The 23,829-nt window shown below is 61.7% G+C and carries 20 protein-coding genes; 19 read left to right on the top strand and 1 reads right to left on the bottom strand.

Going from position 1 to position 23,829, the window contains the following annotated elements; all coding sequences use genetic code 11:
* Positions 1 to 115: 115 nt before the first annotated feature.
* From HFC70_RS12840 to HFC70_RS12775, 14 genes are all read left to right on the top strand, one after another.
* Entirely contained in the window at positions 116 to 1,648 is a 1,533-nt protein-coding gene (locus HFC70_RS12840; RefSeq protein WP_168473656.1) for an acyl-CoA carboxylase subunit beta, read from the top strand.
* A 109-nt stretch (positions 1,649 to 1,757) separates the two neighbouring features.
* Entirely contained in the window at positions 1,758 to 2,663 is a 906-nt protein-coding gene (yghU, locus tag HFC70_RS12835) for a glutathione-dependent disulfide-bond oxidoreductase (RefSeq protein WP_168473655.1), read from the top strand.
* A 10-nt stretch (positions 2,664 to 2,673) separates the two neighbouring features.
* Positions 2,674 to 3,051, top strand: coding sequence for a hypothetical protein (locus tag HFC70_RS12830; protein ID WP_168473654.1), 378 nt, complete (start codon positions 2,674 to 2,676; stop codon positions 3,049 to 3,051).
* Positions 3,052 to 3,090: 39 nt separating this feature from the next.
* A complete protein-coding gene (locus tag HFC70_RS12825) occupies positions 3,091 to 3,474 on the top strand; it encodes a hypothetical protein (protein ID WP_168473653.1) in 384 nt (127 codons plus the stop codon).
* Positions 3,471 to 5,477, top strand: coding sequence for an acetyl/propionyl/methylcrotonyl-CoA carboxylase subunit alpha (locus HFC70_RS12820; RefSeq protein ID WP_168473652.1), 2,007 nt, complete (start codon positions 3,471 to 3,473; stop codon positions 5,475 to 5,477). The genes HFC70_RS12825 and HFC70_RS12820 overlap by 4 nt, the downstream gene beginning before the upstream one ends.
* A gap of 66 nt (positions 5,478 to 5,543) precedes the next feature.
* Positions 5,544 to 7,682 carry a methylmalonyl-CoA mutase gene (gene scpA, locus HFC70_RS12815; protein WP_168473651.1) on the top strand — a complete coding sequence of 713 codons (2,139 nt, stop codon included), beginning with the start codon at positions 5,544 to 5,546 and terminating at the stop codon, positions 7,680 to 7,682.
* Between the two features lie 123 nt (positions 7,683 to 7,805).
* On the top strand, positions 7,806 to 8,588 hold the full coding sequence (locus HFC70_RS12810) for a DeoR/GlpR family DNA-binding transcription regulator (protein WP_168473650.1): 783 nt from the start codon (positions 7,806 to 7,808) through the stop codon (positions 8,586 to 8,588).
* A gap of 107 nt (positions 8,589 to 8,695) precedes the next feature.
* Positions 8,696 to 10,207 carry a glycerol-3-phosphate dehydrogenase gene (locus HFC70_RS12805; RefSeq protein ID WP_168473649.1) on the top strand — a complete coding sequence of 504 codons (1,512 nt, stop codon included), beginning with the start codon at positions 8,696 to 8,698 and terminating at the stop codon, positions 10,205 to 10,207.
* A gap of 55 nt (positions 10,208 to 10,262) precedes the next feature.
* Positions 10,263 to 11,336 carry an ABC transporter ATP-binding protein gene (locus HFC70_RS12800; RefSeq protein WP_168473648.1) on the top strand — a complete coding sequence of 358 codons (1,074 nt, stop codon included), beginning with the start codon at positions 10,263 to 10,265 and terminating at the stop codon, positions 11,334 to 11,336.
* Positions 11,337 to 11,341: 5 nt separating this feature from the next.
* Positions 11,342 to 12,412: an ABC transporter ATP-binding protein gene (locus HFC70_RS12795; RefSeq protein ID WP_168473647.1), complete on the top strand. Its 1,071-nt coding sequence runs from the start codon at positions 11,342 to 11,344 to the stop codon at positions 12,410 to 12,412.
* Positions 12,413 to 12,416: 4 nt separating this feature from the next.
* A complete protein-coding gene (locus HFC70_RS12790; RefSeq protein WP_168473646.1) occupies positions 12,417 to 13,304 on the top strand; it encodes a carbohydrate ABC transporter permease in 888 nt (295 codons plus the stop codon).
* Positions 13,304 to 14,122, top strand: a complete 819-nt coding sequence (locus HFC70_RS12785) for a carbohydrate ABC transporter permease (RefSeq protein WP_168473645.1) — start codon at positions 13,304 to 13,306, stop codon at positions 14,120 to 14,122. The genes HFC70_RS12790 and HFC70_RS12785 overlap by 1 nt, the downstream gene beginning before the upstream one ends.
* A gap of 12 nt (positions 14,123 to 14,134) precedes the next feature.
* Positions 14,135 to 14,416: a DUF2160 domain-containing protein gene (locus HFC70_RS12780; RefSeq protein WP_168473644.1), complete on the top strand. Its 282-nt coding sequence runs from the start codon at positions 14,135 to 14,137 to the stop codon at positions 14,414 to 14,416.
* 81 nt (positions 14,417 to 14,497) lie between these two features.
* Positions 14,498 to 16,216, top strand: a complete 1,719-nt coding sequence (locus tag HFC70_RS12775) for an ABC transporter substrate-binding protein (protein ID WP_168473643.1) — start codon at positions 14,498 to 14,500, stop codon at positions 16,214 to 16,216.
* Between the two features lie 74 nt (positions 16,217 to 16,290).
* Here the strand turns inward: HFC70_RS12775 and HFC70_RS12770 are convergent, their stop codons facing one another.
* Positions 16,291 to 17,454 (bottom strand): dihydrodipicolinate synthase family protein, encoded by a 1,164-nt coding sequence (locus HFC70_RS12770; RefSeq protein ID WP_168473642.1) that lies wholly within the window; start codon positions 17,452 to 17,454, stop codon positions 16,291 to 16,293.
* A 278-nt stretch (positions 17,455 to 17,732) separates the two neighbouring features.
* Between HFC70_RS12770 and HFC70_RS12765 the strand changes: the two genes are divergently transcribed.
* Genes HFC70_RS12765 through HFC70_RS12745 form a run of 5 tightly spaced genes read left to right on the top strand, consistent with a single transcriptional unit; the run spans position 17,733 to position 23,765 of the window.
* Positions 17,733 to 18,803 carry a LacI family DNA-binding transcriptional regulator gene (locus HFC70_RS12765; protein ID WP_168473641.1) on the top strand — a complete coding sequence of 357 codons (1,071 nt, stop codon included), beginning with the start codon at positions 17,733 to 17,735 and terminating at the stop codon, positions 18,801 to 18,803.
* Positions 18,804 to 18,861: 58 nt separating this feature from the next.
* Positions 18,862 to 19,866 (top strand): Gfo/Idh/MocA family protein, encoded by a 1,005-nt coding sequence (locus tag HFC70_RS12760; RefSeq protein ID WP_168473640.1) that lies wholly within the window; start codon positions 18,862 to 18,864, stop codon positions 19,864 to 19,866.
* A 5-nt stretch (positions 19,867 to 19,871) separates the two neighbouring features.
* Positions 19,872 to 21,485 carry an acyl CoA:acetate/3-ketoacid CoA transferase gene (locus tag HFC70_RS12755; RefSeq protein WP_168473639.1) on the top strand — a complete coding sequence of 538 codons (1,614 nt, stop codon included), beginning with the start codon at positions 19,872 to 19,874 and terminating at the stop codon, positions 21,483 to 21,485.
* Positions 21,478 to 22,257: an enoyl-CoA hydratase/isomerase family protein gene (locus HFC70_RS12750; protein WP_168473638.1), complete on the top strand. Its 780-nt coding sequence runs from the start codon at positions 21,478 to 21,480 to the stop codon at positions 22,255 to 22,257. The genes HFC70_RS12755 and HFC70_RS12750 overlap by 8 nt, the downstream gene beginning before the upstream one ends.
* Positions 22,257 to 23,765, top strand: coding sequence for an aldehyde dehydrogenase family protein (locus HFC70_RS12745; RefSeq protein WP_168473637.1), 1,509 nt, complete (start codon positions 22,257 to 22,259; stop codon positions 23,763 to 23,765). Before HFC70_RS12750 ends, HFC70_RS12745 begins: the two co-directional genes overlap by 1 nt.
* Positions 23,766 to 23,829: the final 64 nt, after the last annotated feature.

Genomic DNA, 23,829 nt, shown 5'->3' with positions numbered 1-23,829 from the left:
TTCTATTTGCAAATTCATAATTCCACAAACGCACCCGTTCAATCATTTTCTTTGCAAGCAGCCCGGTTTAAAGGCAACGTCGGTCCCCAAAAGGACAAGACAGGCGGGAGGTTCCATGCGGACGATTCTAGATCAGCTCGAGACACGTCGGGCCGAAGCGCATCTGGGCGGCGGCGAAAAGCGCATCGCGGCCCAGCACGCCAAGGGCAAGCTGACGGCGCGCGAACGCATCGACGTGCTGCTGGATGAAGGCTCGTTTGAAGAATACGACATGTATGTCACCCATCGTGCCGTCGATTTCGGTATGGCCGAGCAGAAGATCGCCGGCGATGGCGTCGTCACTGGCTGGGGCACCATCAATGGCCGCCAGGTCTATGTCTTTTCTCAGGATTTCACCGTTCTCGGCGGCTCGCTGTCGGAAACCCACGCCCAGAAGATCTGCAAGATCATGGACATGGCGATGAAGAACGGTGCTCCGGTCATTGGCCTCAACGATTCGGGCGGCGCGCGCATCCAGGAAGGCGTCGCTTCGCTCGCCGGCTATGCCGACGTCTTCAAGCGCAATGTCGATGCCTCCGGCGTCGTGCCGCAGATCTCCGTGATCATGGGCCCTTGCGCTGGCGGCGCCGTCTATTCGCCCGCCATGACCGACTTCATCTTCATGGTGCGCGATTCATCCTATATGTTCGTGACCGGTCCCGACGTGGTGAAGACCGTCACCAACGAGATCGTCACGGCCGAAGAGCTTGGCGGTGCCGGAACCCATACGAAAAAGTCGTCCGTGGCCGATGGCGCCTATGAAAACGACGTGGAAACCCTGGAACAGGTCCGCCTGCTGTTCGATTTCCTGCCCCTGAACAACCGCGAAAAGCCGCCGGTGCGCCCGTTCCACGACGATCCGGCCCGCGTCGAGGCCCGTCTTGACACGCTGATCCCCGACAGTTCCAACAAGCCCTATGATATGAAGGAACTGATCCTGGCGCTGGCCGACGAGGGCGATTTCTTCGAGATACAGGAGGCCTTTGCCCGCAACATCATCACCGGTTTTATTCGCATGGAAGGCCAGACGGTCGGTGTCGTCGCCAACCAGCCCATGGTGCTGGCCGGCTGCCTCGACATCGACAGTTCACGTAAAGCTGCCCGTTTCGTGCGCTTCTGCGATGCCTTCAACATCCCCATCCTGACGCTGGTCGACGTGCCGGGCTTCCTGCCGGGCACCGCTCAGGAATATGGCGGCGTCATCAAGCATGGCGCGAAACTGCTGTTTGCCTACAGCCAGGCCACCGTGCCCATGGTCACGCTGATCACGCGGAAAGCCTATGGCGGCGCCTATGACGTCATGGCGTCGAAACATATCGGCGCCGATATCAACTATGCCTGGCCGACCGCCGAAATCGCCGTGATGGGGGCCAAGGGCGCCACCGAAATCCTCTATCGCTCGGAACTGGGCGACCCGGACAAGATCGCGGCGCGGACGAAAGAATACGAGGTCAACTTCGCCAACCCGTTTAAGGCCGCCGAACGCGGCTTCATCGACGAGGTGATCATGCCGCACTCGTCGCGGCGACGCATCGCGCGGGCCTTTGCGTCGCTCCGCAACAAGCAGGTGGCAACGCACTGGAAGAAGCACGACACGATCCCGTTGTGATCATAAACACGTGATGGTGAGGGGCGGAAATGCGGACGATGTCTTCCTATATCCTGGTGGCTGTGCTTGATCACTCAGGCACGTTTACCGAACAAAGGACAAGAATTTCATGACCGACAAATCCCCCGAGAATAATTTCCCGGCCGGCTATGTGCCGCCTGAGGTCTGGACATGGGAACAGGGCAATGGTGGCCAATTCGCCAGCATCAACCGTCCCACGGCAGGCGCTCAGACGACCAAGGAACTGCCTGTCGGCAAGCACCCGTTGCAGCTCTATTCGCTGGCAACGCCGAATGGCCAGAAGGTCACGATCATGCTGGAGGAATTGTTGGCCGCGGGTCACACCGGCGCCGAATACGACGCCTGGCTGATCAAGATCGGCGATGGCGACCAGTTCGGCTCCGGATTCGTCGAGGTCAATCCGAATTCCAAGATCCCGGCGCTGATGGACCATTCCACGCCCGAACCGACCCGCGTCTTCGAATCGGGGTCGATCCTTGTCTATCTGGCCGAAAAATTCGACGCCTTCCTGCCGAAAGACCTGAAAGCTCGCACGGAAACCATGAACTGGCTGTTTTGGCAGATGGGCTCGGCCCCCTTCGTCGGCGGTGGCTTTGGCCATTTCTACGCCTATGCGCCGATCCATATCAAATACGCGATCGACCGCTACGCCATGGAAGCCAAGCGCCAGATGGATGTGCTGGACCGGCATCTGGCCGACAACCAGTTCATGGCCGGCAAGGATTATACGATCGCCGATATGGCGATCTGGCCCTGGTACGGCAAGCTGGCCCTGAACCAGTCCTATCCCAATGCCGGTATTTTTCTGGATACCAAGACCTACAAGAACGTCGTGCGCTGGGCGAACGAGCTGGCGGAACGGCCAGCCCTCATTCGCGGCTGCATAGTCAACCGCACATCCGGCGAGTTGTCCGGCCAGTTGCACGAGCGTCACGACGCCTCCGACTTCGATACGAAGACGCAGGACAAGATTGCCCAGCAAGCCAAGGCTTGAGGAGACTATGATGGCCAAATATCCCGAGATGACGAAACACAGGGGCTTTCCCTCCGGCCTGCCGGGCCATGGCCATCATTTCACCATCCGCCGGGCAAACGAAAAAGGGGCGACGCCGCTGAAAGCCCTGCAGCGGCTCGCCCGTCCCAACACCATCGAGCAGAAGGTCGACGCCGCCTTCCTGCATGCGCTCTGGCACCATTTCGGCGCGGAGCCTTTTGAGCGCGGCAATCTCGATGCCGGGCGGCTGAACCTGCTGTTCGGCCGCGAGGTGGTGCCGGCCGAAAACCCGTTCGATCCGACCTCCTATGAAGCTCTGCTGAAGATCGACGAGCGGGTCGGGCGCAAGAACTTTCCCGAAGCCTTCGAAGACGTGATGGAAATCTGACATGAGGCTCGACAAGAACCGCAAGCGGGGTCGCAGCTGATGGCCAAGGAACCGCTGATGCCCAAGCACCAGGGCTTCCCGGCAGGATTGCTCGGAACCCAGTGGCAATTCACCATTCGCCGGGCCAATTCCAAGGTCACGCCTTTGACCGCCTGGCCGCGCCAGCGGACCATGGACAAAACGGTGGCCCTTGCCGACATCGAGTTCGTGCAGGCCCTTTGGCGCCATTTCGGGACGGAGCCGTTCCAGCGCGGCAATCTGGACGGCGAACGCCTGTGCCGGCTGTTCGGCCGGGAAGTGCTGCCGGCCGAACGGGCCTTCGATCCGACCTCGTATTTTGCCCTGCTGAAACTCAATGCCAGCCTGGCGCGCAAGAATTTCCCGCAAGCCTTCGAAGACACAACGGAAGTCAAAAGACCATGATCTCCAAAATCCTCATCGCCAACCGTGGCGAAATTGCCTGCCGCGTCATCAAAACGGCGAAGAAGATGGGCATCAAGACGGTCGCCGTCTATTCCGATGCGGATGCGCAGGCGCTGCATGTGAAAATGGCGGATGAGGCCGTGCATATCGGTCCGGCGCCGTCGAATCAGTCCTATATCGTCATCGACAGGATCATGGACGCGATCAGGCAGACCGGCGCCGATGCTGTGCATCCGGGTTACGGCTTCCTGTCGGAAAATGCCGCGTTCGCCGAGGCGCTCGAAAAGGCCGGCGTCATTTTCATCGGCCCGCCGGTCGGCGCCATCAAGGCCATGGGAGACAAGATCACCTCGAAGAAGCTGGCGGCAGAGGCCGGCGTCTCCACCGTGCCGGGCCATATGGGCCTGATTGCGGATGCCGACGAGGCGGTCAAGATTTCCAATGGCATCGGCTATCCCGTGATGATCAAGGCCTCGGCCGGCGGCGGCGGCAAGGGCATGCGCATTGCCTGGAACGAGGCTCAAGCGCGCGAAGGTTTCCAGTCCTCCAAGAACGAAGCGAAGAACTCGTTCGGCGACGACCGCATCTTTATCGAGAAGTTCGTGACAGAGCCGCGCCATATCGAGATCCAGGTGCTGGGCGACAAGCACGGCACCGTGCTCTATCTCGGCGAACGCGAATGCTCGATCCAGCGCCGCAACCAGAAGGTCATCGAGGAAGCGCCGTCGCCTTTCCTCGATGAAGCGACGCGCCGCGCCATGGGCGAGCAGGCCGTGGCCCTGTCCAAGGCGGTTGGCTATCATTCGGCCGGCACGGTCGAATTCATCGTCGACGGCAACCGCAATTTCTACTTCCTGGAAATGAACACCCGCCTGCAGGTCGAACATCCCGTCACCGAACTGATTACCGGTCTCGATCTCGTCGAGCAGATGATCCGGGTGGCCGGCGGCGAGAAACTGTCCTTTGGTCAGGAGGACGTGAAGCTCAATGGCTGGGCGATGGAAAGCCGGCTTTATGCCGAGGACCCCTTCCGCAACTTCCTGCCGTCGATCGGCCGGCTGACGCGCTACCATCCGCCGCTTGAAGGCAAGCAGGACGACGGCACGATCGTGCGCAACGATACCGGCGTCTTCGAGGGCGGCGAGATCTCGATGTATTACGACCCGATGATCGCCAAGCTTTGCACCTGGGGTAAGGATCGCCTGACCGCCATCGACGCCATGAGCGCGGCACTCGACAATTTCGAGGTCGAGGGCATCGGCCACAACCTGCCCTTCCTCTCGGCCGTCATGCAGCATCCGCGCTTCCGCTCCGGCAAGATCACCACCGCCTTCATCGCCGAGGAATTTGCCGGCGGCTTTACCGGCGTGGCGCCGAGCGAGACCGATGCACGCAAGCTTGCAGCCATTGCCGCCGTCGTCAATCAGACGCTGCAGGATCGCGCCGTACTGATCTCCGGCACGATCGACAATCACCGCCGCAAGGTCGGCCATGACTGGTCGGTGGCGCTCGGTGGCTTCGAGTTTCCCGTAACGGTCTCGACCGGGATCGACGGCGTTTCTATCGGCTTTGCAGATGGCAAAAAGCTCTCCGTGACCGGCGGTTGGGCGCCGGGACAGTTGCACACGATTTTCCATGTCGGCGGCGAGGCGATGGGCGTCAAGATCAACCAGATCGGCGCGGCCGTCCGCCTGCGCTGGCGCGGCATGGAGGTGGTAGCCCGCATCCGCTCCAAGCGCGTTGCCGAACTGGCGCGGCTGATGCCGGAGAAACTGCCCCCCGACACGTCGAAAATGCTGCTCTGCCCGATGCCGGGGGTCATCACTTCGGTGGCGGTCACGCAAGGCGAGCAGGTTGAAGCCGGCCAGGCGTTGGCAACCGTCGAGGCCATGAAGATGGAGAATATCCTGAAGGCAGAAAAGCGCGGCGTGGTGAAGAGGGTGGCGGTAAAGGCCGGACAGTCGCTCGCGGTGGACGAGCTGATCATGGAATTCGAAGGCTAGTTTTTGGGGTGAAACATCCCTGTCGCCGGGGGTGTCGCACGGACACGGATAGGGGGAGGTCATCGAATGACCAAGAAGACGATTTCGGACTGGGAATCCCTGGCAACAAAAGAAATCAAGGCCGCGCCGGAGACGCTGACCTGGCACACGCCGGAAGGCATCGATGTCAAGCCGCTCTATACGGCCGAGGACCTAGCCGGTATCGATCACCTCGATTCGCTGCCCGGATTTGCGCCTTATGTGCGTGGCCCGCGCGCCACCATGTATGCCGGCCGGCCCTGGACGATCCGCCAATATGCGGGCTTCTCGACGGCAGAAGAGAGCAACGCCTTCTACCGGCGCAATCTGGCGGCCGGTCAGAAGGGCCTGTCGGTCGCCTTCGATCTGGCCACCCATCGCGGCTATGACAGCGATCACCCGCGCGTCGTCGGCGATGTCGGCAAGGCGGGCGTGGCGATCGACAGCGTCGAGGACATGAAGATCCTGTTCGACAGCATTCCGCTGAAGGACATGTCGGTGTCGATGACCATGAACGGCGCGGTCATTCCGATCCTGGCCAGCTTCATCGTCGCCGGCGAGGAGCAAGGCTGTTCGCGCGCGGAACTCTCCGGCACCATCCAGAACGACATCCTCAAGGAGTTCATGGTCCGCAATACCTATATCTATCCGCCGGAACCCTCGATGCGCATCATTGCCGATATCATCGAGTATACGGCTCGTGAGATGCCGAAGTTCAATTCCATCTCGATTTCCGGCTACCACATGCAGGAAGCGGGCTCGACTTTGGTGCAGGAACTGGCCTTCACCCTGGCCGATGGCCGCGAATATGTGCGGGCAGCACTCGCCAAGGGGCTCAATGTCGACGAGTTCGCCGGTCGGCTGTCGTTCTTCTTCGCCATCGGCATGAATTTCTTCATGGAAGCCGCCAAGCTGCGCGCCGCGCGCCTGCTCTGGTCGCGCATCATGGCGGAGTTCGAGCCGAAAAAGGCCTCGTCCTTGATGCTACGCACCCATTGCCAGACCTCGGGCGTGTCGCTGCAGGAGCAGGATCCCTATAACAACGTCATCCGCACGGCCTACGAGGCCCTGTCGGCCGCACTCGGCGGCACCCAGTCGCTGCACACCAATGCTCTGGACGAGGCGATCGCGCTGCCCACCGAATTCTCGGCCCGCATCGCCCGCAACACCCAGCTGATCCTGCAGCACGAGACCGGCGTCACCAAGGTCGTCGATCCCTTGGCAGGCTCCTACTATGTCGAAAGCCTGACCAGTGAACTCGCCGAAAAGGCCTGGGCCCTGATCGAGGAAGTCGAGGCCATGGGCGGCATGACCAAGGCGGTGGCGACAGGCCTGCCGAAGCGCATGATCGAGGAGGCGGCGACCCGCCGCCAGGCCGCCGTCGACCGTGGCGAGGAGGTCATCGTCGGCGTCAACAAGTATCGGCTGGAAAACGAAGAGCCGATCGACATCCTGCAGATCGATAATACGGCGGTGCGCCTGGCGCAGGTCAAGCGCATTGAGCAGACCAAGCGGCAGCGGGATGCGAAAAAGGTCGAGGAAACCCTGGCAAGGCTCGCTGACATCGCCCGGTCCGGTGCCGGAAACCTGCTGGAAGCAGCCGTCGAGGCGGCCCGCGCCCGCGCCACCGTGGGCGAGATTTCCGATGCCATGCGCGCCGTCTTCGGCGATCATGCGGCGGTCCCGGAAGTGGTCAGCGATGTCTATGGCGCGGCTTACGAGGGCGATCCGGAATATCGCACGATCGTCACCCGGCTCGCCGATTTCGCCAAGGTGCTTGGTGCAAAGCCGAAGATCATGGTCGCCAAACTCGGTCAGGATGGCCACGACCGCGGTGCCAAGATCATTGCCTCGGCCTTCGGCGATATCGGCTTTGAAGTGCTGGCCGGCCCGCTGTTCCAGACGCCGGAAGAGGCGGCCGATCTGGCTATCAAGAGCAAGGTGCATGTGGTCGGCATGTCGTCGCTGGCCGCCGGCCATCGCACGCTGGCGCCGCAACTGGTTGCCGCCCTGAAAGAAAGGGGTGCGGAAGACATCATCGTCGTGGTCGGCGGAGTCATCCCGCGCCAGGATTACCAGTATCTGATCGACAACGGTGTCGCCGCAGTGTTCGGGCCTGGCACCAATGTGCTGGAAGCGGCCCGCGCCGTCACCGATTTGATGCAGGGCCGCCTGCGCAACGCCTGATTTTTTCGAGGTCGGGAGGCAGGGCGGCGCGTTTCACCGCGTCGATTGCTGCTACTTCATCGGCCGTTGCGCCGCTTTCGTTTTTCTCTATGATGAAGAAAAAACGAAAGCGGGGAGGTGCGAATGTTTTTGACAGGCCGCCAGACGGAAATACTCGACATTGCAAAAGCGGAAGGCCGGGTGCTCGTCGAGGAACTGGCGATCCGCTTTGCGGTCACGCCGCAGACCATCCGCAAGGACTTGAACGACCTTTGCGAATCCCATGCGCTGACCCGCATCCATGGCGGGGCGATCTTCCCCAGCGGCGCCGAAAACGTCCGTTACGAGGCGCGGCGCTCGATCGCCGCCCCCGAAAAGCAGGCGATCGGCAAAGCGGCGGCCGATCTCATCCCCAACAATGCCTCGCTCTTCATCAATATCGGCACGACGACGGAAGCTGTCGGCGAGGCTCTGCTCGATCATCGCGAACTGATGGTCATCACTAACAATATCAATGTTGCCAATCGCTTGCGCGTCTTTCCCTCGATGGAAGTGGTCATCGCCGGCGGCGTGGTGCGCGGCTCGGACGGCGGTGTCGTCGGCGAGGCGGCGGTCGATTTCATCCGCCAGTTCAAGGTCGACTATGCAGTGATCGGTGTTTCGGCGATCGATCAGGATGGCGCACTTCTGGACTACGACTATCGCGAAGTGAAGGTCGCCCAAGCCATCATGGCCAATGCCCGCCATGTCATCCTGGTGGCTGATTCCAGCAAATTCGAACGCGCCGCACCGGTGCGAATCGGTCACCTTTCGCAGGTTCACACCTTCATCACCGACCGCTGCGACAGTGCGGCCATCCGCGCCATCTGTCGGGACAATGATGTCCGGCTGCTGGAAACGGCACCGAAATCCGGCGATATCGAATAAAGAAGGATTGATTTACGCTTTCGTTTGACATTCGTTTAAATTTCGTTTTAGCTATCATGGGTTTCGCAAATGCAATAAAATGCTGCAATGCGAAAAGGGAGAGACGGGTGTCCGATCAGCAGGTCTACGATATCTTTGTGATTGGCGGCGGCATCAACGGCTGCGGCATCGCTCGTGACGCCGTTGGCCGCGGCTATTCCGTGGCGCTAGCCGAGATGAACGATTTCGCGTCGGGTACCTCTTCAGGCGCCACCAAGCTGATCCACGGAGGCCTGCGTTATCTCGAGTATTTTGAATTCCGGCTGGTGCGCGAAGCTCTGATGGAGCGCGAAGTGCTGTGGGCCATGGCGCCGCACATTATCTGGCCGATGCGTTTCGTGCTGCCATTTCAAAAGGGCGGTGTGCGTCCGGCCTGGCTGATCCGGCTCGGCCTGTTCCTTTATGATCACCTGGGCGGCCGCAAGCTGCTGCCGGCGACCAAGACGCTTGATCTGCGCCATGATCCGGCAGGCAAGCCGTTGAAGCCGCTCTTCGCCAAGGCCTTTGAGTATTCGGATGGCTGGGTGGACGATGCGCGCATGGTCGTCCTCAACGCCCGCGATGCGGCTGACCGTGGTGCCCAGATCATGAGCCGCGCCAAGGTCGTGTCCGCCAAGCGCGATGCCGATCTCTGGACGATAGAGGTCGACGATCGCCGCAGCGGCGCGCGCCGTACCGTCAAGGCCCGGATGATCGTCAACGCCGGCGGTCCCTGGGTGGATAAGGTACTGGCCAATGCGGTTGGCAAGAACGACGTTCACAATGTCCGCCTGGTACAGGGCAGCCATATCGTCATTCGCAAGAAGTTCGAGGGACCTCGCGCCTTCTTCTTCCAGAATCCGGACAACCGCATCATCTTCGCCATTCCTTACGAGACGGATTTTACCCTGATCGGCACCACCGACCAGGACTATCAGGGCGATCCGAAGGACGTGAAGATCAGCGACCGGGAGATCGACTATCTCTGCAGCGCGGCCAGCGAATATTTTGCCGAGCCGGTTCTACCGTCCGACATTGCCTGGACCTACTCGGCCGTTCGCCCGCTCTACGATGACGGCGCCTCCATGGCCCAGGAGGCAACGCGCGATTATGTGCTGAAGCTGGAGGCGCCGGAGGGCGCCGCACCTCTGCTCAACGTGTTCGGCGGCAAGCTGACCACCTATCGCCGGCTCGCCGAATCGGCGCTGGAAAAGATCGGCGAGGCAATCGGTGAAAAAGGCAAGCGCTGGACAGGCGCCAGCCATCTGCCGGGCGGCGATTTTGCCGTGACCGGTTACGAGGACGAAGTCGCAAGATTGAAAGCCCGCTATGTTTTCCTGACCGATCGCCATGCCCGCCGGCTGGTACGCAACTACGGCACCTGCGCCTTCGACATGCTGGGCGGGGCTGCCCGGACCGAGGATCTCGGCCGCCATTTCGGCGGAACATTGTATGATATCGAAATTCGCTGGCTGATGTCGCGCGAATGGGCGCTGAGTGCAGAGGATGTACTCTGGCGCCGGACCAAACAAGGCCTGTTCCTGTCGCTTGATGAAGCGGCAGCACTGGAGAGCTACATGCTGGAAGCCGCAGCCGCTTAACAAGCAGGCTGCCGCTGGCAAGATTAGACCCGAGGGTGGGAGGCCCGAGGACTCGATGCTGGAATTGCGTAACATATCGAAGATGGCGGGCGGGGAAACCCACATTCACCCGACCGATCTCGTGCTTGAGCGAGGCACGCTGAATGTCCTGCTGGGCCCGACACTGTCTGGCAAGACCTCGCTGATGCGGCTGATGGCCGGGCTCGACAAGCCCGCCAGCGGCTCGATCCATTTCGACGGCAAGGATGTGACCGGCCTGCGCGTGCAGGATCGCAGCATCGCCATGGTCTACCAGCAGTTCATCAATTATCCCGGACTGACGGTCTACGAGAATATCGCCTCGCCGATGCGCCTCAAGAAAGCAGACAAGGCCACCATCGACCGCGAGGTGCGCAAGGCGGCCGAACTTCTCAAGCTGACGCCCTATCTCGACCGCACGCCGCTCAATCTCTCCGGCGGCCAGCAGCAGCGCACGGCGCTGGCGCGTGCCATCGTCAAGAATGCCAGCCTCGTGCTGCTCGACGAGCCGCTGGCCAATCTCGATTACAAGCTGCGCGAAGAACTGCGCCTGGAACTGCCGAAGATCTTTGCCGAATCCGGCGCGATCTTCGTCTATGCGACCACCGAGCCTTCGGAAGCGCTGCTGCTGGGCGGCAATACCGCCACCCTCAGCGAAGGGCGCATCACGCAGTTCGGACCGACCATCGAGGTCTATCGCAAGCCCGCACATCTGGTCACGGCCCGCACCTTTGCCGATCCGCCGCTGAATACGATCGACGTCACCAAGGCGGGATCGCAATTCCTGGTGGCCGGCGAGCCGTCGCTTGTCGTGCCGGCCCATTTGCAAGCCGTTGCCGACGGACCGTTGACCGTCGCCTTCCATCCGCACCATCTGTCACTGGCGTCCGAGCATGCGACGGCCCAGCGCCTGTCGGCCCGCTCGCTGATCTCGGAGATTTCCGGATCGGAAAGTTATGTGCATCTCGATTATGCCGGTGCCCGCTGGGTGATGCTCGCTCATGGTATTCACGATATCGAGCCCGACCGCATGGTCGATGTCTATCTCGATACCCGCCATCTCATGGCATTCGATCCGTCCGGCCGGGCGCTGACCGGGGCAGGGGAGTAAAGATCATGGCGCGCATTTCTCTCGATCATATCCGCCATGCCTATAGTCCGAAGGCCGCTGCCGCCGGCAGCTATGCGCTCAAGGAAGTGCATCACGAATGGGCCGATGGCGGCGCCTATGCGCTGCTAGGACCGTCCGGCTGCGGCAAGACCACGCTGCTCAACATCATTTCCGGTCTCATCCATCCGTCCGAAGGACGGATCCTGTTCGATGGCGCCGATGTCACGCAGCTGTCGACCGAAGCGCGCAACATCGCCCAGGTTTTCCAGTTCCCGGTCGTCTACGACACCATGTCGGTCTATGACAACCTGGCCTTTCCCTTGCGCAATCGCCGCGTTCCGGAGGCCGATGTCGATCGCCGCGTCCGCGAAATCCTTAAGATGATCGATCTCGAAGCCTGGGCCAAGCGCAAGGCGCAGGGGCTGACGGCCGATCAGAAGCAGAAGATTTCGCTTGGCCGCGGGCTGGTGCGCTCCGACGTCAACGCCATCCTGTTCGACGAGCCGTTGACGGTCATCGATCCCCACATGAAATGGGTGCTGCGCACGCAGCTCAAGCAATTGCACCGCCAGTTCGGCTTCACCATGGTCTATGTCACCCATGACCAGACGGAAGCCCTGACCTTCGCCGACAAGGTCGTGGTGATGTATGACGGCCAGATCGTGCAGATCGGCACGCCGGCCGAGCTGTTCGAGCGGCCCAAGCACACATTCGTCGGCTATTTCATCGGCTCGCCGGGCATGAACCTCATGCCGGTCGCAATCAGCGGCACTGTGGCCCGGATCGGCGACCAGCAGATTACGCTGTCCGGTGCGCCGGTCGTTGCCGCTGGCGCCAAGACAGAATTCGGCATTCGCCCGGAATTCGTACGGCTCGGCCGCGAGGGTATGCCGGTAACGATCGACAAGGTTGAGGATATCGGCCGGCAGAAGATCATCCGTGCCTCGTTTGCCGGTTACCCGATGGCGATCGTTGCCCGCGAGGATGACGAGATCCCGGCCGATCCGCGCCTGAGTTTCGATCCGTCAGCCGTCAGCATCTATGCCGACAGCTGGCGCGTGGACATGGGGAGCTGAACCGATGGAGAAGACCTGGAACAACAAGGCCTGGTTTCTGGTGCTGCCCGTGCTGGTGCTGGTCGCCTTCTCTGCTGTCATTCCGCTGATGACGGTGGTGAACTATTCGGTGCAGGACACCTTCGGCAACAACGAATTCTTCTGGGCCGGCACCGACTGGTATGTCGAAATGCTGTCCTCCGACCGGTTCTGGAACGCGCTGACCCGCAACCTGATCTTCTCGCTGGTTATCCTGGCAATCGAGATCCCGCTTGGCATCTTCATTGCGCTCAACATGCCAAAAACCGGGCTCGGCGTGCCGGTCTGCCTGGTGCTGATGGCCCTGCCGCTGCTGATCCCCTGGAACGTCGTCGGCACCATCTGGCAGGTCTTCGGCCGCGTCGACATCGGCTTTCTCGGCCATTACCTCACAGTTCTTGGCATCGACTACAACTATACGCAGGATCCGGTCGATGCCTGGGTCACGGTCATCGTCATGGATGTCTGGCACTGGACCAGCCTTGTCGTGCTGCTCTGCTATGCCGGCCTCGTGTCGATCCCGGATGCCTATTACCAGGCCGCCAAGATCGACGGCGCCTCGCGGTTCTCCGTGTTCCGCTATATCCAGCTGCCGAAGATGAAGCGCGTGCTGCTGATCGCCGTGCTGCTGCGCTTTATGGACAGTTTTATGATCTATACCGAGCCCTTCGTCGTCACCGGCGGCGGCCCGGGCAATTCCACCACCTTCCTGTCGATCGACCTGGTCAAGATGGCGGTCGGACAGTTCGATCTGGGTCCGGCGGCCGCCATGTCGATCATCTACTTCCTGATCATCCTGGCCCTGTCATGGATCTTCTACACCGTCATGACCAGCAGCGACGCTGCCGATAGCAATGCAGCGAGGAAAGACTGATGAACACCCGTTCCCAAGGCTTTTCTTATGCCTTTCTGATCCCGACAATCTACATCGCCCTGCTGCTGCTGCCGATCTACTGGCTGGTCAACATGAGCTTCAAGGAGAATGCCGAAATCCTCGGCGCCTTCTCGCTCTGGCCGCAGAACCCGACGCTGCGGAATTACGCGGTGATCTTCTCCGATCCGTCCTGGTACAACGGCTATATCAACTCGATCATCTATGTCGTGATGAACATGGTGATCTCGGTTTCGGCGGCGCTGCCGGCGGCTTACGCTTTCTCGCGCTACCGCTTTCTTGGCGACAAGCACCTGTTCTTCTGGCTGCTGACCAACCGCATGGCACCGCCGGCCGTCTTTGCGCTGCCGTTCTTCCAGCTCTATTCGGCCTTCGGGCTGATCGATACCCATATCGCGGTCGCCATCGCCCATTGCCTGTTCAATGTGCCGCTGGCGGTGTGGATCCTCGAAGGTTTCATGTCGGGCGTGCCGAAGGAGATCGACGAGACAGCCTATATCGATGGCTATTCGTTCCCGCGCTTCTTCGTGAAGATCTTCATTCCGCTGATCGCCAGTGGCATCGGGGTCGCCGCCTTCTTCTGCTTCATGTTTTCCTGGGTGGAACTGCTGATCGCCCGCACGCTGACGACCACGGATGCCAAGCCGATCGCCGCCACCATGACCCGCACGGTTTCGGCCTCCGGCATGGATTGGGGCGTGCTGGCCGCTGCCGGTGTGTTGACCATCATTCCAGGCGCCCTCGTCATCTATTTCGTCCGCAATTACATCGCCAAGGGCTTTGCCCTGGGCCGCGTCTAAGGGAGGACCGTCATGAATTTTTCCTGGATGGCCTGGACACTACCGACGGCCCTGTTCTTCGTCACCATCCTCGCTCTGCTGATCGGCATGGCGGTTTGGGAATATATGTCGCCCGGCGGAAATCCGCGGGTTGGCATCCTGCGCTTTGAGACGACCCGCGGCGACCGGCTCTTCGTGTCGCTGCTCGGCTCGGCCTTCATTCATCTCGCATGGTTGGGCCTGGGAGGCCCCAGCCTGTGGTGGGCTCTGGCCCTGTCGGTGGTCTACGCGATCGGCGTTTTCCGCTTCGTCTAGGGCAAGCCAAGACGGGTGGCCGGAAATCAGCGGCCGTCCGGACTGTTTGAAATGCAATCGCAAACCTTTGGGAGGATTATCATGCGAAGGCAACTTCTGACGACAACAGCAGGCATTCTGCTGGCATTCACCGGTGTAGCCTATGCCGGCATGGATGAAGCCAAGACTTTCCTCGACACGGAAATCGGCGATCTTTCGTCGCTGTCGCGTGCCGAGCAGGAAAAGGAAATGCAGTGGTTCATCGATGCGGCCAAGCCTTTTGCCGGCATGGACATCAAGGTGGTCTCGGAAACCATCACCACGCACGAATATGAGTCGAAGACGCTTGCCAAGGCCTTCACCGACATCACCGGCATCAAGATCACCCATGACCTGATCGGCGAAGGCGATGTGGTCGAAAAGCTGCAGACGCAGATGCAGTCCGGCGAGAACATCTACGATGCCTTCGTCAACGACAGCGACCTGATCGGCACCCATTGGCGCTACCAGCAGGTGCGCAACCTGACCGACTGGATGGCCAACGAAGGCAAGGACGTCACCAATCCCGGCCTGGACCTTGCCGATTTCGTCGGTACCAAGTTCACCACGGCACCGGACGGCAAGCTCTATCAGCTTCCCGACCAGCAGTTCGCCAACCTCTACTGGTTCCGGTATGACTGGTTCAACGACGAGAAGAACAAGGCGGACTTCAAGGCAAAATACGGCTACGACCTCGGCGTTCCGGTCAACTGGTCGGCCTATGAGGATATCGCGGAGTTCTTCACTGGCCGCGAGATCGACGGCAAGAAAGTCTATGGTCACATGGACTACGGCAAGAAGGACCCCTCGCTTGGCTGGCGCTTCACTGATGCCTGGCTGTCGATGGCCGGCAATGGCGACAAGGGCCTGCCGAACGGTCTGCCGGTCGACGAATGGGGCATCAAGGTCAACGAAAAGTCGCAGCCGGTCGGCTCCTGCGTCGCCCGCGGCGGCGACACCAATGGCCCGGCCTCGGTCTATGCCATCCAGAAATATCTCGATTGGCTGAAGGCTTACGCTCCGCCGGAAGCGCAGGGCATGACCTTCTCCGAAAGCGGCCCCGTGCCGGCGCAGGGACAGATCGCCCAGCAGATGTTCTGGTACACCGCCTTTACCGCTGACGCGGTCAAGAAGGGTCTGCCTGTCGTCAACGAGGATGGCACGCCGAAATGGCGCATGGCGCCAAGCCCGCATGGCGTCTACTGGAAGGACGGCATGAAGCTCGGCTATCAGGACGTCGGGTCCTGGACGCTGATGAAGTCGACACCGGACGATCGCGCCAAGGCCGCCTGGCTTTACGCGCAGTTCGTCACCTCGAAGACCGTGGACGTGAAGAAGAGCCATGTCGGCCTGACGCTCATCCGGGAATCCTCGATCCGGCACGAAAGCTTCACCAAGCGGGCGCCGGAACTGGGCGGTCTGATCGAGTTCTACCGCTCGCCGGCCCGCGTGCAATGGTCGCCGACCGGCACCAACGTTCCTGACTATCCGAAGCTGGCTCAGCTGTGGTGGCAGGCGATCGGCGATGCATCCTCCGGGGCAAAATCAGCCCAGGAAGCCATGGATTCGCTGTGCGCCGAACAGGAAAAGGTGCTGCAGCGCCTGGAACGCGCTGGCGTGCAGGGCGATATCGGCCCGAAACTCGCCGAAGAACACGATCTGGCCTACTGGAATGCCGAAGCCGTCAAGGCCGGCAATCTGGCGCCGCAGTTGAAGGTCGAGAACGAGAAGGAAAAGCCGGTCACGATCAATTACGACGAGCTCGTCAAGAGCTGGCAGTAATAGGTCCTGCCGGATAAAAAGAAGGCGCCCGGGCAATCCCGGGCGCCTTTTCAATAGGGAGCGAAAGGCTGAGTTCAGCCGGTATAGACCGAAGTCAGGCCGCGCATGCGACCGATCGCCAGGTCTGGATTGTCCAGCACATTGGCCTGGTCGGCCAGCCGGAACACATCGGCATAATGCAGGATGCCGCGCGCCGATTGCACGCCGGCCGGCATGGTGAAATGGTCCTGATGGCCGTTCAACCAGGCCAGGAACACCACCCCCGCCTTGTAATATTGTGTCGGCGCCTCGAAGATCTTGCGCGACAGCGGCACGGTCGGGGCAATCACCGAACGGAACAGATCGCTATTGCCCTCGGCAAGAGCGGCCAGCGCTTTTGATGCCTGCGGTCCCACTGCATCGAATATGCCGAGCAGGGCGTGGCTGTAGCCGTCGCCGTGATCTTCGATCAGCTCCGCATAGTTGAAATCGTCGCCGGTATAGCAGGCAACGCCGTCCGGCAGGCGCTTGCGCAGCGCCAGTTCCTTGGCATTGTCGAGCAGCGATATCTTGATGCCCTCCACCTTGTCGGCATTGTCCGTGATGATCGCCAGAACGGAGTCAAGCGCCGGCTCGAACGTCCCGGCACCCCAATAGCCCGCCAGCTGCGAATCGAACATGTCGCCCAGCCAGTGCAGGATCACCTTGTCCTTGGCCTGGGACAGGATGCGCTTGTAGACGGTGAAATAGTCCTTCGGCGAGGTGGCGACGCGGGCCAGCGCCCGACTTGCCATCATGATGGCGCGGCCGCCGTGTTTCTCGACGAATTCAAGCTGCGTCTCATAGGCGCGGATCACGTCGTCGAGCGAGCGGACGTCGCCTAACACCAGATGGTCTGTGCCGGCCCCGCAGGCAAGGTCCGCTCCGGGCACGTCGCGGGCATCGGCCAGCGACCGGCGGATCAGCTCCTGGGCACCCGCCCAGTCCAGCCCCATGCCGCGCTGCGCCGTGTCCATCGCCTCGGCGATGCGGAAACCCAGGCTCCAGAGATGATGCCGGAAGGCGATTGTGCGTTCCCAGTCGATGGCCGGTCGGTTCCACGGATCGCTGTCGCGCAAGGGATCGGACACCACATGGGCGGCCGCATAGGCGATGCGGTTGAAGGTTGGCGGCGACGACGGTCGCGCCGTGGGCGTGCCCACGAGCTTATAATCCTCGATCGTTCCATCCGCTTTCGGCAAGGTGATGCTGGCACTCATTCTGATATCCTCCTCCCAGATGGAGGAATGGCATAATTTAGATCGTTCCAAATTTCAAGAGGCGAGCACGGGGATGAACCGCAGGGCGCGGTCCTGATGACAGAATTCGTATGGTTCGCGAAATTGACGCAGAATAATGCAAAATATCAAGCTATTGTGCGGCGCACATGAGATCGTTCAGTTCGCTTCGACGGAGTTTCTCAAAAACACAACCATCTCTCGCTTGACAAATTTGGATCGATCCAATTAAAACGATCGCAATAACAAACCGGGAGGCGATGATGGGAGAGAGGGTAACGGTCGTCGATATCGCGCATGCCGCCGGCGTGTCGAAGTCGACCGTGTCGCTCGTCCTGCAGGGCAGTCCGCTCGTCAATGAGGTCACCCGCGCCAAGGTGGCCGCCGTCATTCGCGATCTCGGCTATGTCTACAATCGAGGCGCCGCCAATCTGCGCCAGGCCAATGCCAAGTCGAAGATTATCGGCGTTGTCGTCAACGACCTGACCAACAGCTTCTTCGCCGAATTGGCTGTCGGCATCGACATGACCGTCCAGGCCGCCGGCTATGTGCAGTTCCTGGCCAATTCCGCCGAGAGTGTCGAGCGCCAGCGCGAGGTCATCGCCTCGATGCGCGAGCATGGCATATCCGGCCTGATCATCTCGCCGGCTCGCGGCACGGATGCTGCCGATCTGAAGCCGTTGGTCGCATCCGGCATTCCGGTGGTCGCCGTGGTGCGCAATGTGCCGGGCGCCAAGGTCTCGTCGCTGCTCTCCGACAATCATGCCGGCGCGCGGGCGGCGGTCGAGCATCTGATCGGCCTTGGCCACAAGCGCATCGCCTTTCTCGGGGGCTTTCCCGATACCACGGTGTTCGGGGAACGGCTGGGCGGCTACCGCGAAGCGCTGGTGGCGGCAGGAGCCGATACGGGCGACGACCTGGTGATTGCCTCGGCGCCATCGCGGGCCGGCGGCGTGGCGGCCATCGGCCGTTGCACCCAGCTCGCCAATCGCCCGACCGCGGCACTCTGCTTCAACGACGCGGTGGCCTTCGGCGTGTGCGACGGCCTGCGCGCGGCCGGCCTGGAGCCCGGCCGGGATTTCGGCGTGATCGGCTTCGACGACGTGATCGAGGCGAAGACGGCGGTGCCGGCATTGACCACGGTGTCGATCGATCCGCAGGGCATGGGCCGTCGGGCGGCGCAGTTGCTGTTGAAGCAGATCAGTGCCGGCAAGGCCGAGGCGGAAGCCGTGGTTTCCTCGGCCCATCTGGTGGTGCGGCGCAGCTGCGGAGCCGGCCGGAGTGGTGCCGACGACACGGCAATGCAGGGACGTTTTGCCATCGCCGAATAGGCGCTGGAGGACTGAACAGACGATCTGCCGAATGGCAGCTTCTTTGGGAGGAGAAGGCATGACACGCTGGGGCCTGATCGGCGCAAGCACCATTGCGAAGGAATGGGTGATCGGAGCGATCCGCGCCACGGGCGGCGAGGTCGTATCGGTGATGAGCACCAGCGCCGAGCGTGGCGCGGCCTATGCCCGTGAAAACCGCATTGCCCGGTCCTTTACCTCCGGTGCCGAACTGCTTGCCGATCCCGACATCGACGCCGTCTATATCTCGACCACCAACGAACTGCATTGCGAGCAGGCCATTGCCGCGGCCCGGGCTGGCAAGCACGTCTTGTGCGAAAAGCCTCTGGCGCTGACGCTTTCCGACGCTCATGCCATGATCAAGGCTGCACAGGACGCCGGTGTGGTCTTGGGCACAAACCATCATCTGCGCAATGCCGCCAGTCACCGCGCCATGCGCGATGTGATTGCCGAAGGCAAAATTGGCAAGCCGCTGGCGGCCCGCGTTTTCCACGCGGTCTCTCTTCCACCCCATCTGCAGGGCTGGCGGCTCGAACGGCCGGATGCCGGCGGCGGCGTCATTCTCGACATCACCGTCCACGATGCCGATACGCTGCGCTTCGTGCTGGGTGACAATCCGGTCGAGGTCACCGCCTTTTCTCAGTCGGCTGGCATGGGCCGATCGGGTCTGGAAGATGGCGTAATGGGTGTCATCCGTTTTCAGTCGGGCCTGATCGCCCAGTTCCACGATGCCTTTACGGTGAAATACGCCGAAACCGGTTTCGAGGTGCATGGCAGCGAAGGATCACTGATCGCCCGCAATGTCATGACCCAGAAGCCGATCGGCAGCGTCACGCTGCGCAATGGCGAGGGCGAACGAGACGTGCCGCTGCAGGCAACCAACCTTTACGAGACGGCATTGAAGAATTTTCATGCGGCCATCGCCGGAACGGGCCACGTCTCGGCCAGCGGCGAGGACGGCGTCTGGTCGCTGGCGACCGGCCTGGCCGCCGCGCAGTCCGCAGCCACCGGCAGGGCCGTCACCATAGAAACGGGATTGCGGTGATACCCATGAGCAAGCACATCTCCTTTTCCGAAGCGGCAGGCCTGATCCCCGACGGGGCGATCGTCTCGGTATCCTCGTCGAGCGGCCTTGGCTGCCCGGACCTGATGCTGAAATCGCTCGGCGAGCATTTCGAGGCGACCGGTCATCCGTGCGACCTGACGACGCTGCACCCGATTGCCGCCGGCGACATGAGCGGCATCAAGGGCATCGACCATATTGCCCGCAAGGGCCTGCTCAAGAAGATCCTCGGCGGCTCCTATCCGTCGGGCCCTTCGACATCCGAGCCACCGCTGATCTGGCAGATGATCGGTAATGAGGAAATCCCGGCCTACAACATTCCCTCGGGCATCCTGTTCGACATGCATCGCGAAGCGGCGGCCAAGCGTCCGGGCGTCATCACCAAGGTCGGCCTCGACACCTTCGTCGATCCGGACCGTGAGGGCTGCGCGATGAATGAGGCAGCGCGCCGTGAGCGGGTTGTCGAAAAGATCCGCTTCCGTGGCGAAGACTGGCTGTTCTTCCCCGCCATCGTGCCAGATGTCGCGATCATCCGCGCCACCACCGCCGACGAGCGCGGCAATCTCACCTATGAGCACGAAGGCGCTTATCTTGGTGGCCTCGACCAAGCGCTCGCCGCCCGCAACAATGGCGGCATCGTCATTGCGCAGGTCAAGCGCATCACCAAGGATGGCTCGCTGAAGCCCCACGACGTGCGGGTTCCTGGCATGCTGGTCGATTACATCGTCGTCGACCCGGATCAGAAGCAGACCACTCAGACGCTTTACGATCCGGCGATTTCCGGCGAGATTTTTCGGCCGCTCGACAGTTTCACCCTGCCGGACTTCAACATCCAGAAGGTCATTGCGCGGCGCGTGGCGCAAGAGCTGGAGGCGGGAAGCTGCGTCAATCTCGGCTTCGGCATTTCGGCCAATGTGCCGCGGATCTTGCTGGAGGAGGGCCTGCACGGCGCCGTCACCTGGGTCATCGAACAGGGCGCCGTCGGCGGCGTGCCGCTGCTCGACTTTGCCTTCGGCTGCGCGTCGAATGCCGATGCCTATATGCCGTCGCCCTATCAGTTCACCTATTTTCAGGGCGGCGGTTTCGATGCCTCGCTGCTGTCCTTCCTGGAAATCGACCGCGAGGGCTCTGTCAATGTCTCCAAACTCTCCTTCCGCCCGCATGTGACGGCCGGCGCTGGTGGTTTCGTCGATATCACTGCGCGCGCCAGGAAAATCGTCTTTTCCGGCATGTTCAATGCCGGCGCGAAACTTTCCGTCGAAGGTGGACGGCTGGTCATCGACAAGGAGGGCAAGCTGAAGAAGCTGGTCAAATCAGTCGAACATGTCACCTTCTCCGGCAAGCGCGCCGTCGCCCAGGGCCAGGATATCACCTATGTCACCGAACGCTGCGTGATGAAGCTGACGCCGGACGGCATCGTGCTCACCGAAATCGCGCCGGGCGTCGATCTGCAGGCCCATATCCTCGACCAGTCCGAGTTTCCGCTGATCGTGTCGCCCGACCTGAAAACCATGGATGCCGCGCTGTTTGCCGAGCCGCCGATCGGTCTGATCCTGCCGGAGAGGCCGCGCCGCGTGCTGAAAGGGGCTTCCAATGGCTGAGCCCCGGATCCGCATCTCGATCGACGGCCCGGTCGCCACCCTCGCGATCGCCCGGCCGGACAAGCTGAATGCGCTCGATATCGACATGCTGAAGGAACTGGCCGCGGCCTGCGACACCGTCGAGACCACTGTCGGCGTACGCGTCATGATCCTGACCGGCGAGGGCAAGGCCTTTTCCGCCGGCGGCGATATCAGGGCCTGGGGCGGCATGGACGCGCCGGAGTTCGGCCATCAATGGGTGCGGTTCGGCCATCGGGTCTTCGAGCGGCTGGCATCCCTGCGTATGTCGGTGATCGCCGCCGTCAACGGCCATGCGCTGGGCGGGGGCCTGGAACTGGCCGCCTGCGCCGATATCCGTATTGCCGAGGCGCATGTGAAGATCGGCCTGCCGGAAACCTCGCTGGGCATGGTGCCGGGCTGGTCCGGCACGCAGCGCCTTGTCAAGCGCTTCGGCGCGCAGATCGTGCGGCGCATGGTGCTGGGAGGCGAGATGTTCACGGCCGAAGAGGCGCGTCTGCAGGGTTTGGTCGATCATGTGGTCGAGACCGGATCCTCGATGGCGGCGGCGCGCGCCTATGCCGACCGGATCTCCCTTCGTGGCCCGGCGGCAATCGAAATTTCAAAACTCATGCTGGCGGTGTCCAGCGGCGAAGACAATGGCACGGCGGTCGAGGCTCTGGGCTCGATCCTGGTTGCCAAGACCGGGGACCTGAAGGAAGGCGTCGCTGCCTTTTCCGCCAAGCGCCCGGCAGATTTCAAGGGAGAATGGTAATGGCTGTGCTGGTGGCGCCGAAAGCGCTTGAGAATCTTGGCGTCCGCGACTTCCACATGCTGATCGATGGTGCCTGGGTGTCCGGCGAAGGCGGCCGCACCCTGGAGCGTGTCGCCCCGAGCCACGGCATCACCGTCAGCCGTTATGCCCAGGCCAGCGCTGCCGATGCCGAGCGCGCTATCACGGCGGCCCGGCATGCCTTCGATGAAGGTCACTGGCCACGCATGACGGCGTCCGAGCGCTCCCATATCCTCCTGAAAGCCGCCAGCCTCATCGAAACGCGGCTGGAGGAGATCGCCTATCTCGACGCCATCGAGGCCGGCAAGCCGCTCAGCCAGGTGCGCGGCGAAATTGCCGGCGCCGTGGATATCTGGCGCTATGCCGCAGCCCTTGCCCGCGACCTGCATGGCGAGAGTTACAACACGCTCGGCGATGGTACTCTGGGCGTCGTGCTGCGCGAGGCGATAGGCGTGGTATCGATCATCACGCCCTGGAATTTCCCGTTTCTGATCGTCGCCCAGAAACTGCCGTTTGCGCTGGCCGCCGGCTGCACTTGCGTCGTCAAACCCTCGGAGCTGACCTCCGGCTCGACCCTGCTGCTCGGCGAAATCCTGATGGAGGCCGGCGTCCCGGCCGGTGTCGTCAATATCATCGTCGGCACCGGTCCCGAAGTCGGCAGTGTCATGACCACCCATCGCGACGTCGACATGGTGTCCTTTACCGGCTCGACGGGCGTTGGCCGGCTGACCATGGCCAATGCTGCTCAGACTTTGAAGAAGGTATCGCTCGAGCTTGGCGGCAAGAACCCGCAGATCGTCTTTCCGGATGCCAATCTGGACGAATTCGTCGATGCTGCCGTATTCGGTGCTTATTTCAATGCCGGCGAGTGCTGCAATGCAGGGTCGCGCCTGATCCTGCACAGAAGCATAGCCGACGATGTGGTGCGCCGCATCGCCGATCTGTCGCGCGGCGTGAAGGTCGGCGACCCGCTTGATCCTTTGACCCAGGTCGGCGCGATCATCACGCCGCAGCACCTGGAAAAGATCGAAGGCTATGTATCGGGCGCGGCCAATGCGGGCGCCAGCGTCGCCTTCGGTGGCGAGGCGATCAGGTTTGGCGCCGGGCAGTTCATGGCGCCGACCATCCTGTCCGGCGTCACGCCTGAAATGGCGGTGGCCCGCGAGGAAGTGTTCGGCCCAGTTCTCTCCGTCCTGACCTTCGAGACGCGGGAGGAGGCGATCCGTATTGTCAATGATATCGATTATGGCCTGTCGGCCGGTGTCTGGAGCCGCGATTTTGACACTTGCCTGACGGTGGGGCGAAAGGTGCGGGCCGGGACCATCTGGATGAACACCTTCATGGATGGAGCATCCGAGCTTCCCTTTGGCGGCTACAAGCAATCCGGCCAGGGACGCGAACTCGGCCGGCATGCCGTGGAGGACTATACCGAAACCAAGACCCTCAACATGCATATCGGCGCACGCACCGGCTGGTGGATGCCGCGCTGAGACGACACGCAACGCAAAGGAAAATTGAGGACGATGATAGCGATAGCGAAGCGGGCATGGGCGA

Origin of the sequence: Agrobacterium sp. a22-2 (genome assembly GCF_012276985.1) — a bacterium.
In the GTDB taxonomy this organism is placed as follows: Bacteria; Pseudomonadota; Alphaproteobacteria; order Rhizobiales; family Rhizobiaceae; genus Allorhizobium.
The sequence above is the reverse complement of the archived record's forward strand: the minus strand, read 5'-3'. Positions and strand labels throughout refer to the sequence as shown.

Bases quoted from the DNA above. Each gene is read 5' to 3' on its own strand.
- HFC70_RS12780 (WP_168473644.1), top strand. From the start codon at position 14,135: ATGAATTTTTCCTGGATGGCCTGGACACTACCGACGGCCCTGTTCTTC.
- HFC70_RS12840 (WP_168473656.1), top strand. From the start codon at position 116: ATGCGGACGATTCTAGATCAGCTCGAGACACGTCGGGCCGAAGCGCAT.
- HFC70_RS12790 (WP_168473646.1), top strand. From the start codon at position 12,417: ATGGAGAAGACCTGGAACAACAAGGCCTGGTTTCTGGTGCTGCCCGTG.
- yghU (WP_168473655.1), top strand. From the start codon at position 1,758: ATGACCGACAAATCCCCCGAGAATAATTTCCCGGCCGGCTATGTGCCG.
- scpA (WP_168473651.1), top strand. From the start codon at position 5,544: ATGACCAAGAAGACGATTTCGGACTGGGAATCCCTGGCAACAAAAGAA.
- HFC70_RS12755 (WP_168473639.1), top strand. From the start codon at position 19,872: ATGAGCAAGCACATCTCCTTTTCCGAAGCGGCAGGCCTGATCCCCGAC.
- HFC70_RS12785 (WP_168473645.1), top strand. From the start codon at position 13,304: ATGAACACCCGTTCCCAAGGCTTTTCTTATGCCTTTCTGATCCCGACA.
- HFC70_RS12795 (WP_168473647.1), top strand. From the start codon at position 11,342: ATGGCGCGCATTTCTCTCGATCATATCCGCCATGCCTATAGTCCGAAG.
- HFC70_RS12775 (WP_168473643.1), top strand. From the start codon at position 14,498: ATGCGAAGGCAACTTCTGACGACAACAGCAGGCATTCTGCTGGCATTC.
- HFC70_RS12770 (WP_168473642.1), bottom strand. From the start codon at position 17,454: ATGAGTGCCAGCATCACCTTGCCGAAAGCGGATGGAACGATCGAGGAT.
- HFC70_RS12750 (WP_168473638.1), top strand. From the start codon at position 21,478: ATGGCTGAGCCCCGGATCCGCATCTCGATCGACGGCCCGGTCGCCACC.
- HFC70_RS12810 (WP_168473650.1), top strand. From the start codon at position 7,806: ATGTTTTTGACAGGCCGCCAGACGGAAATACTCGACATTGCAAAAGCG.
- HFC70_RS12760 (WP_168473640.1), top strand. From the start codon at position 18,862: ATGACACGCTGGGGCCTGATCGGCGCAAGCACCATTGCGAAGGAATGG.
- HFC70_RS12820 (WP_168473652.1), top strand. From the start codon at position 3,471: ATGATCTCCAAAATCCTCATCGCCAACCGTGGCGAAATTGCCTGCCGC.
- HFC70_RS12765 (WP_168473641.1), top strand. From the start codon at position 17,733: ATGATGGGAGAGAGGGTAACGGTCGTCGATATCGCGCATGCCGCCGGC.
- HFC70_RS12825 (WP_168473653.1), top strand. From the start codon at position 3,091: ATGGCCAAGGAACCGCTGATGCCCAAGCACCAGGGCTTCCCGGCAGGA.
- HFC70_RS12830 (WP_168473654.1), top strand. From the start codon at position 2,674: ATGGCCAAATATCCCGAGATGACGAAACACAGGGGCTTTCCCTCCGGC.
- HFC70_RS12800 (WP_168473648.1), top strand. From the start codon at position 10,263: ATGCTGGAATTGCGTAACATATCGAAGATGGCGGGCGGGGAAACCCAC.
- HFC70_RS12745 (WP_168473637.1), top strand. From the start codon at position 22,257: ATGGCTGTGCTGGTGGCGCCGAAAGCGCTTGAGAATCTTGGCGTCCGC.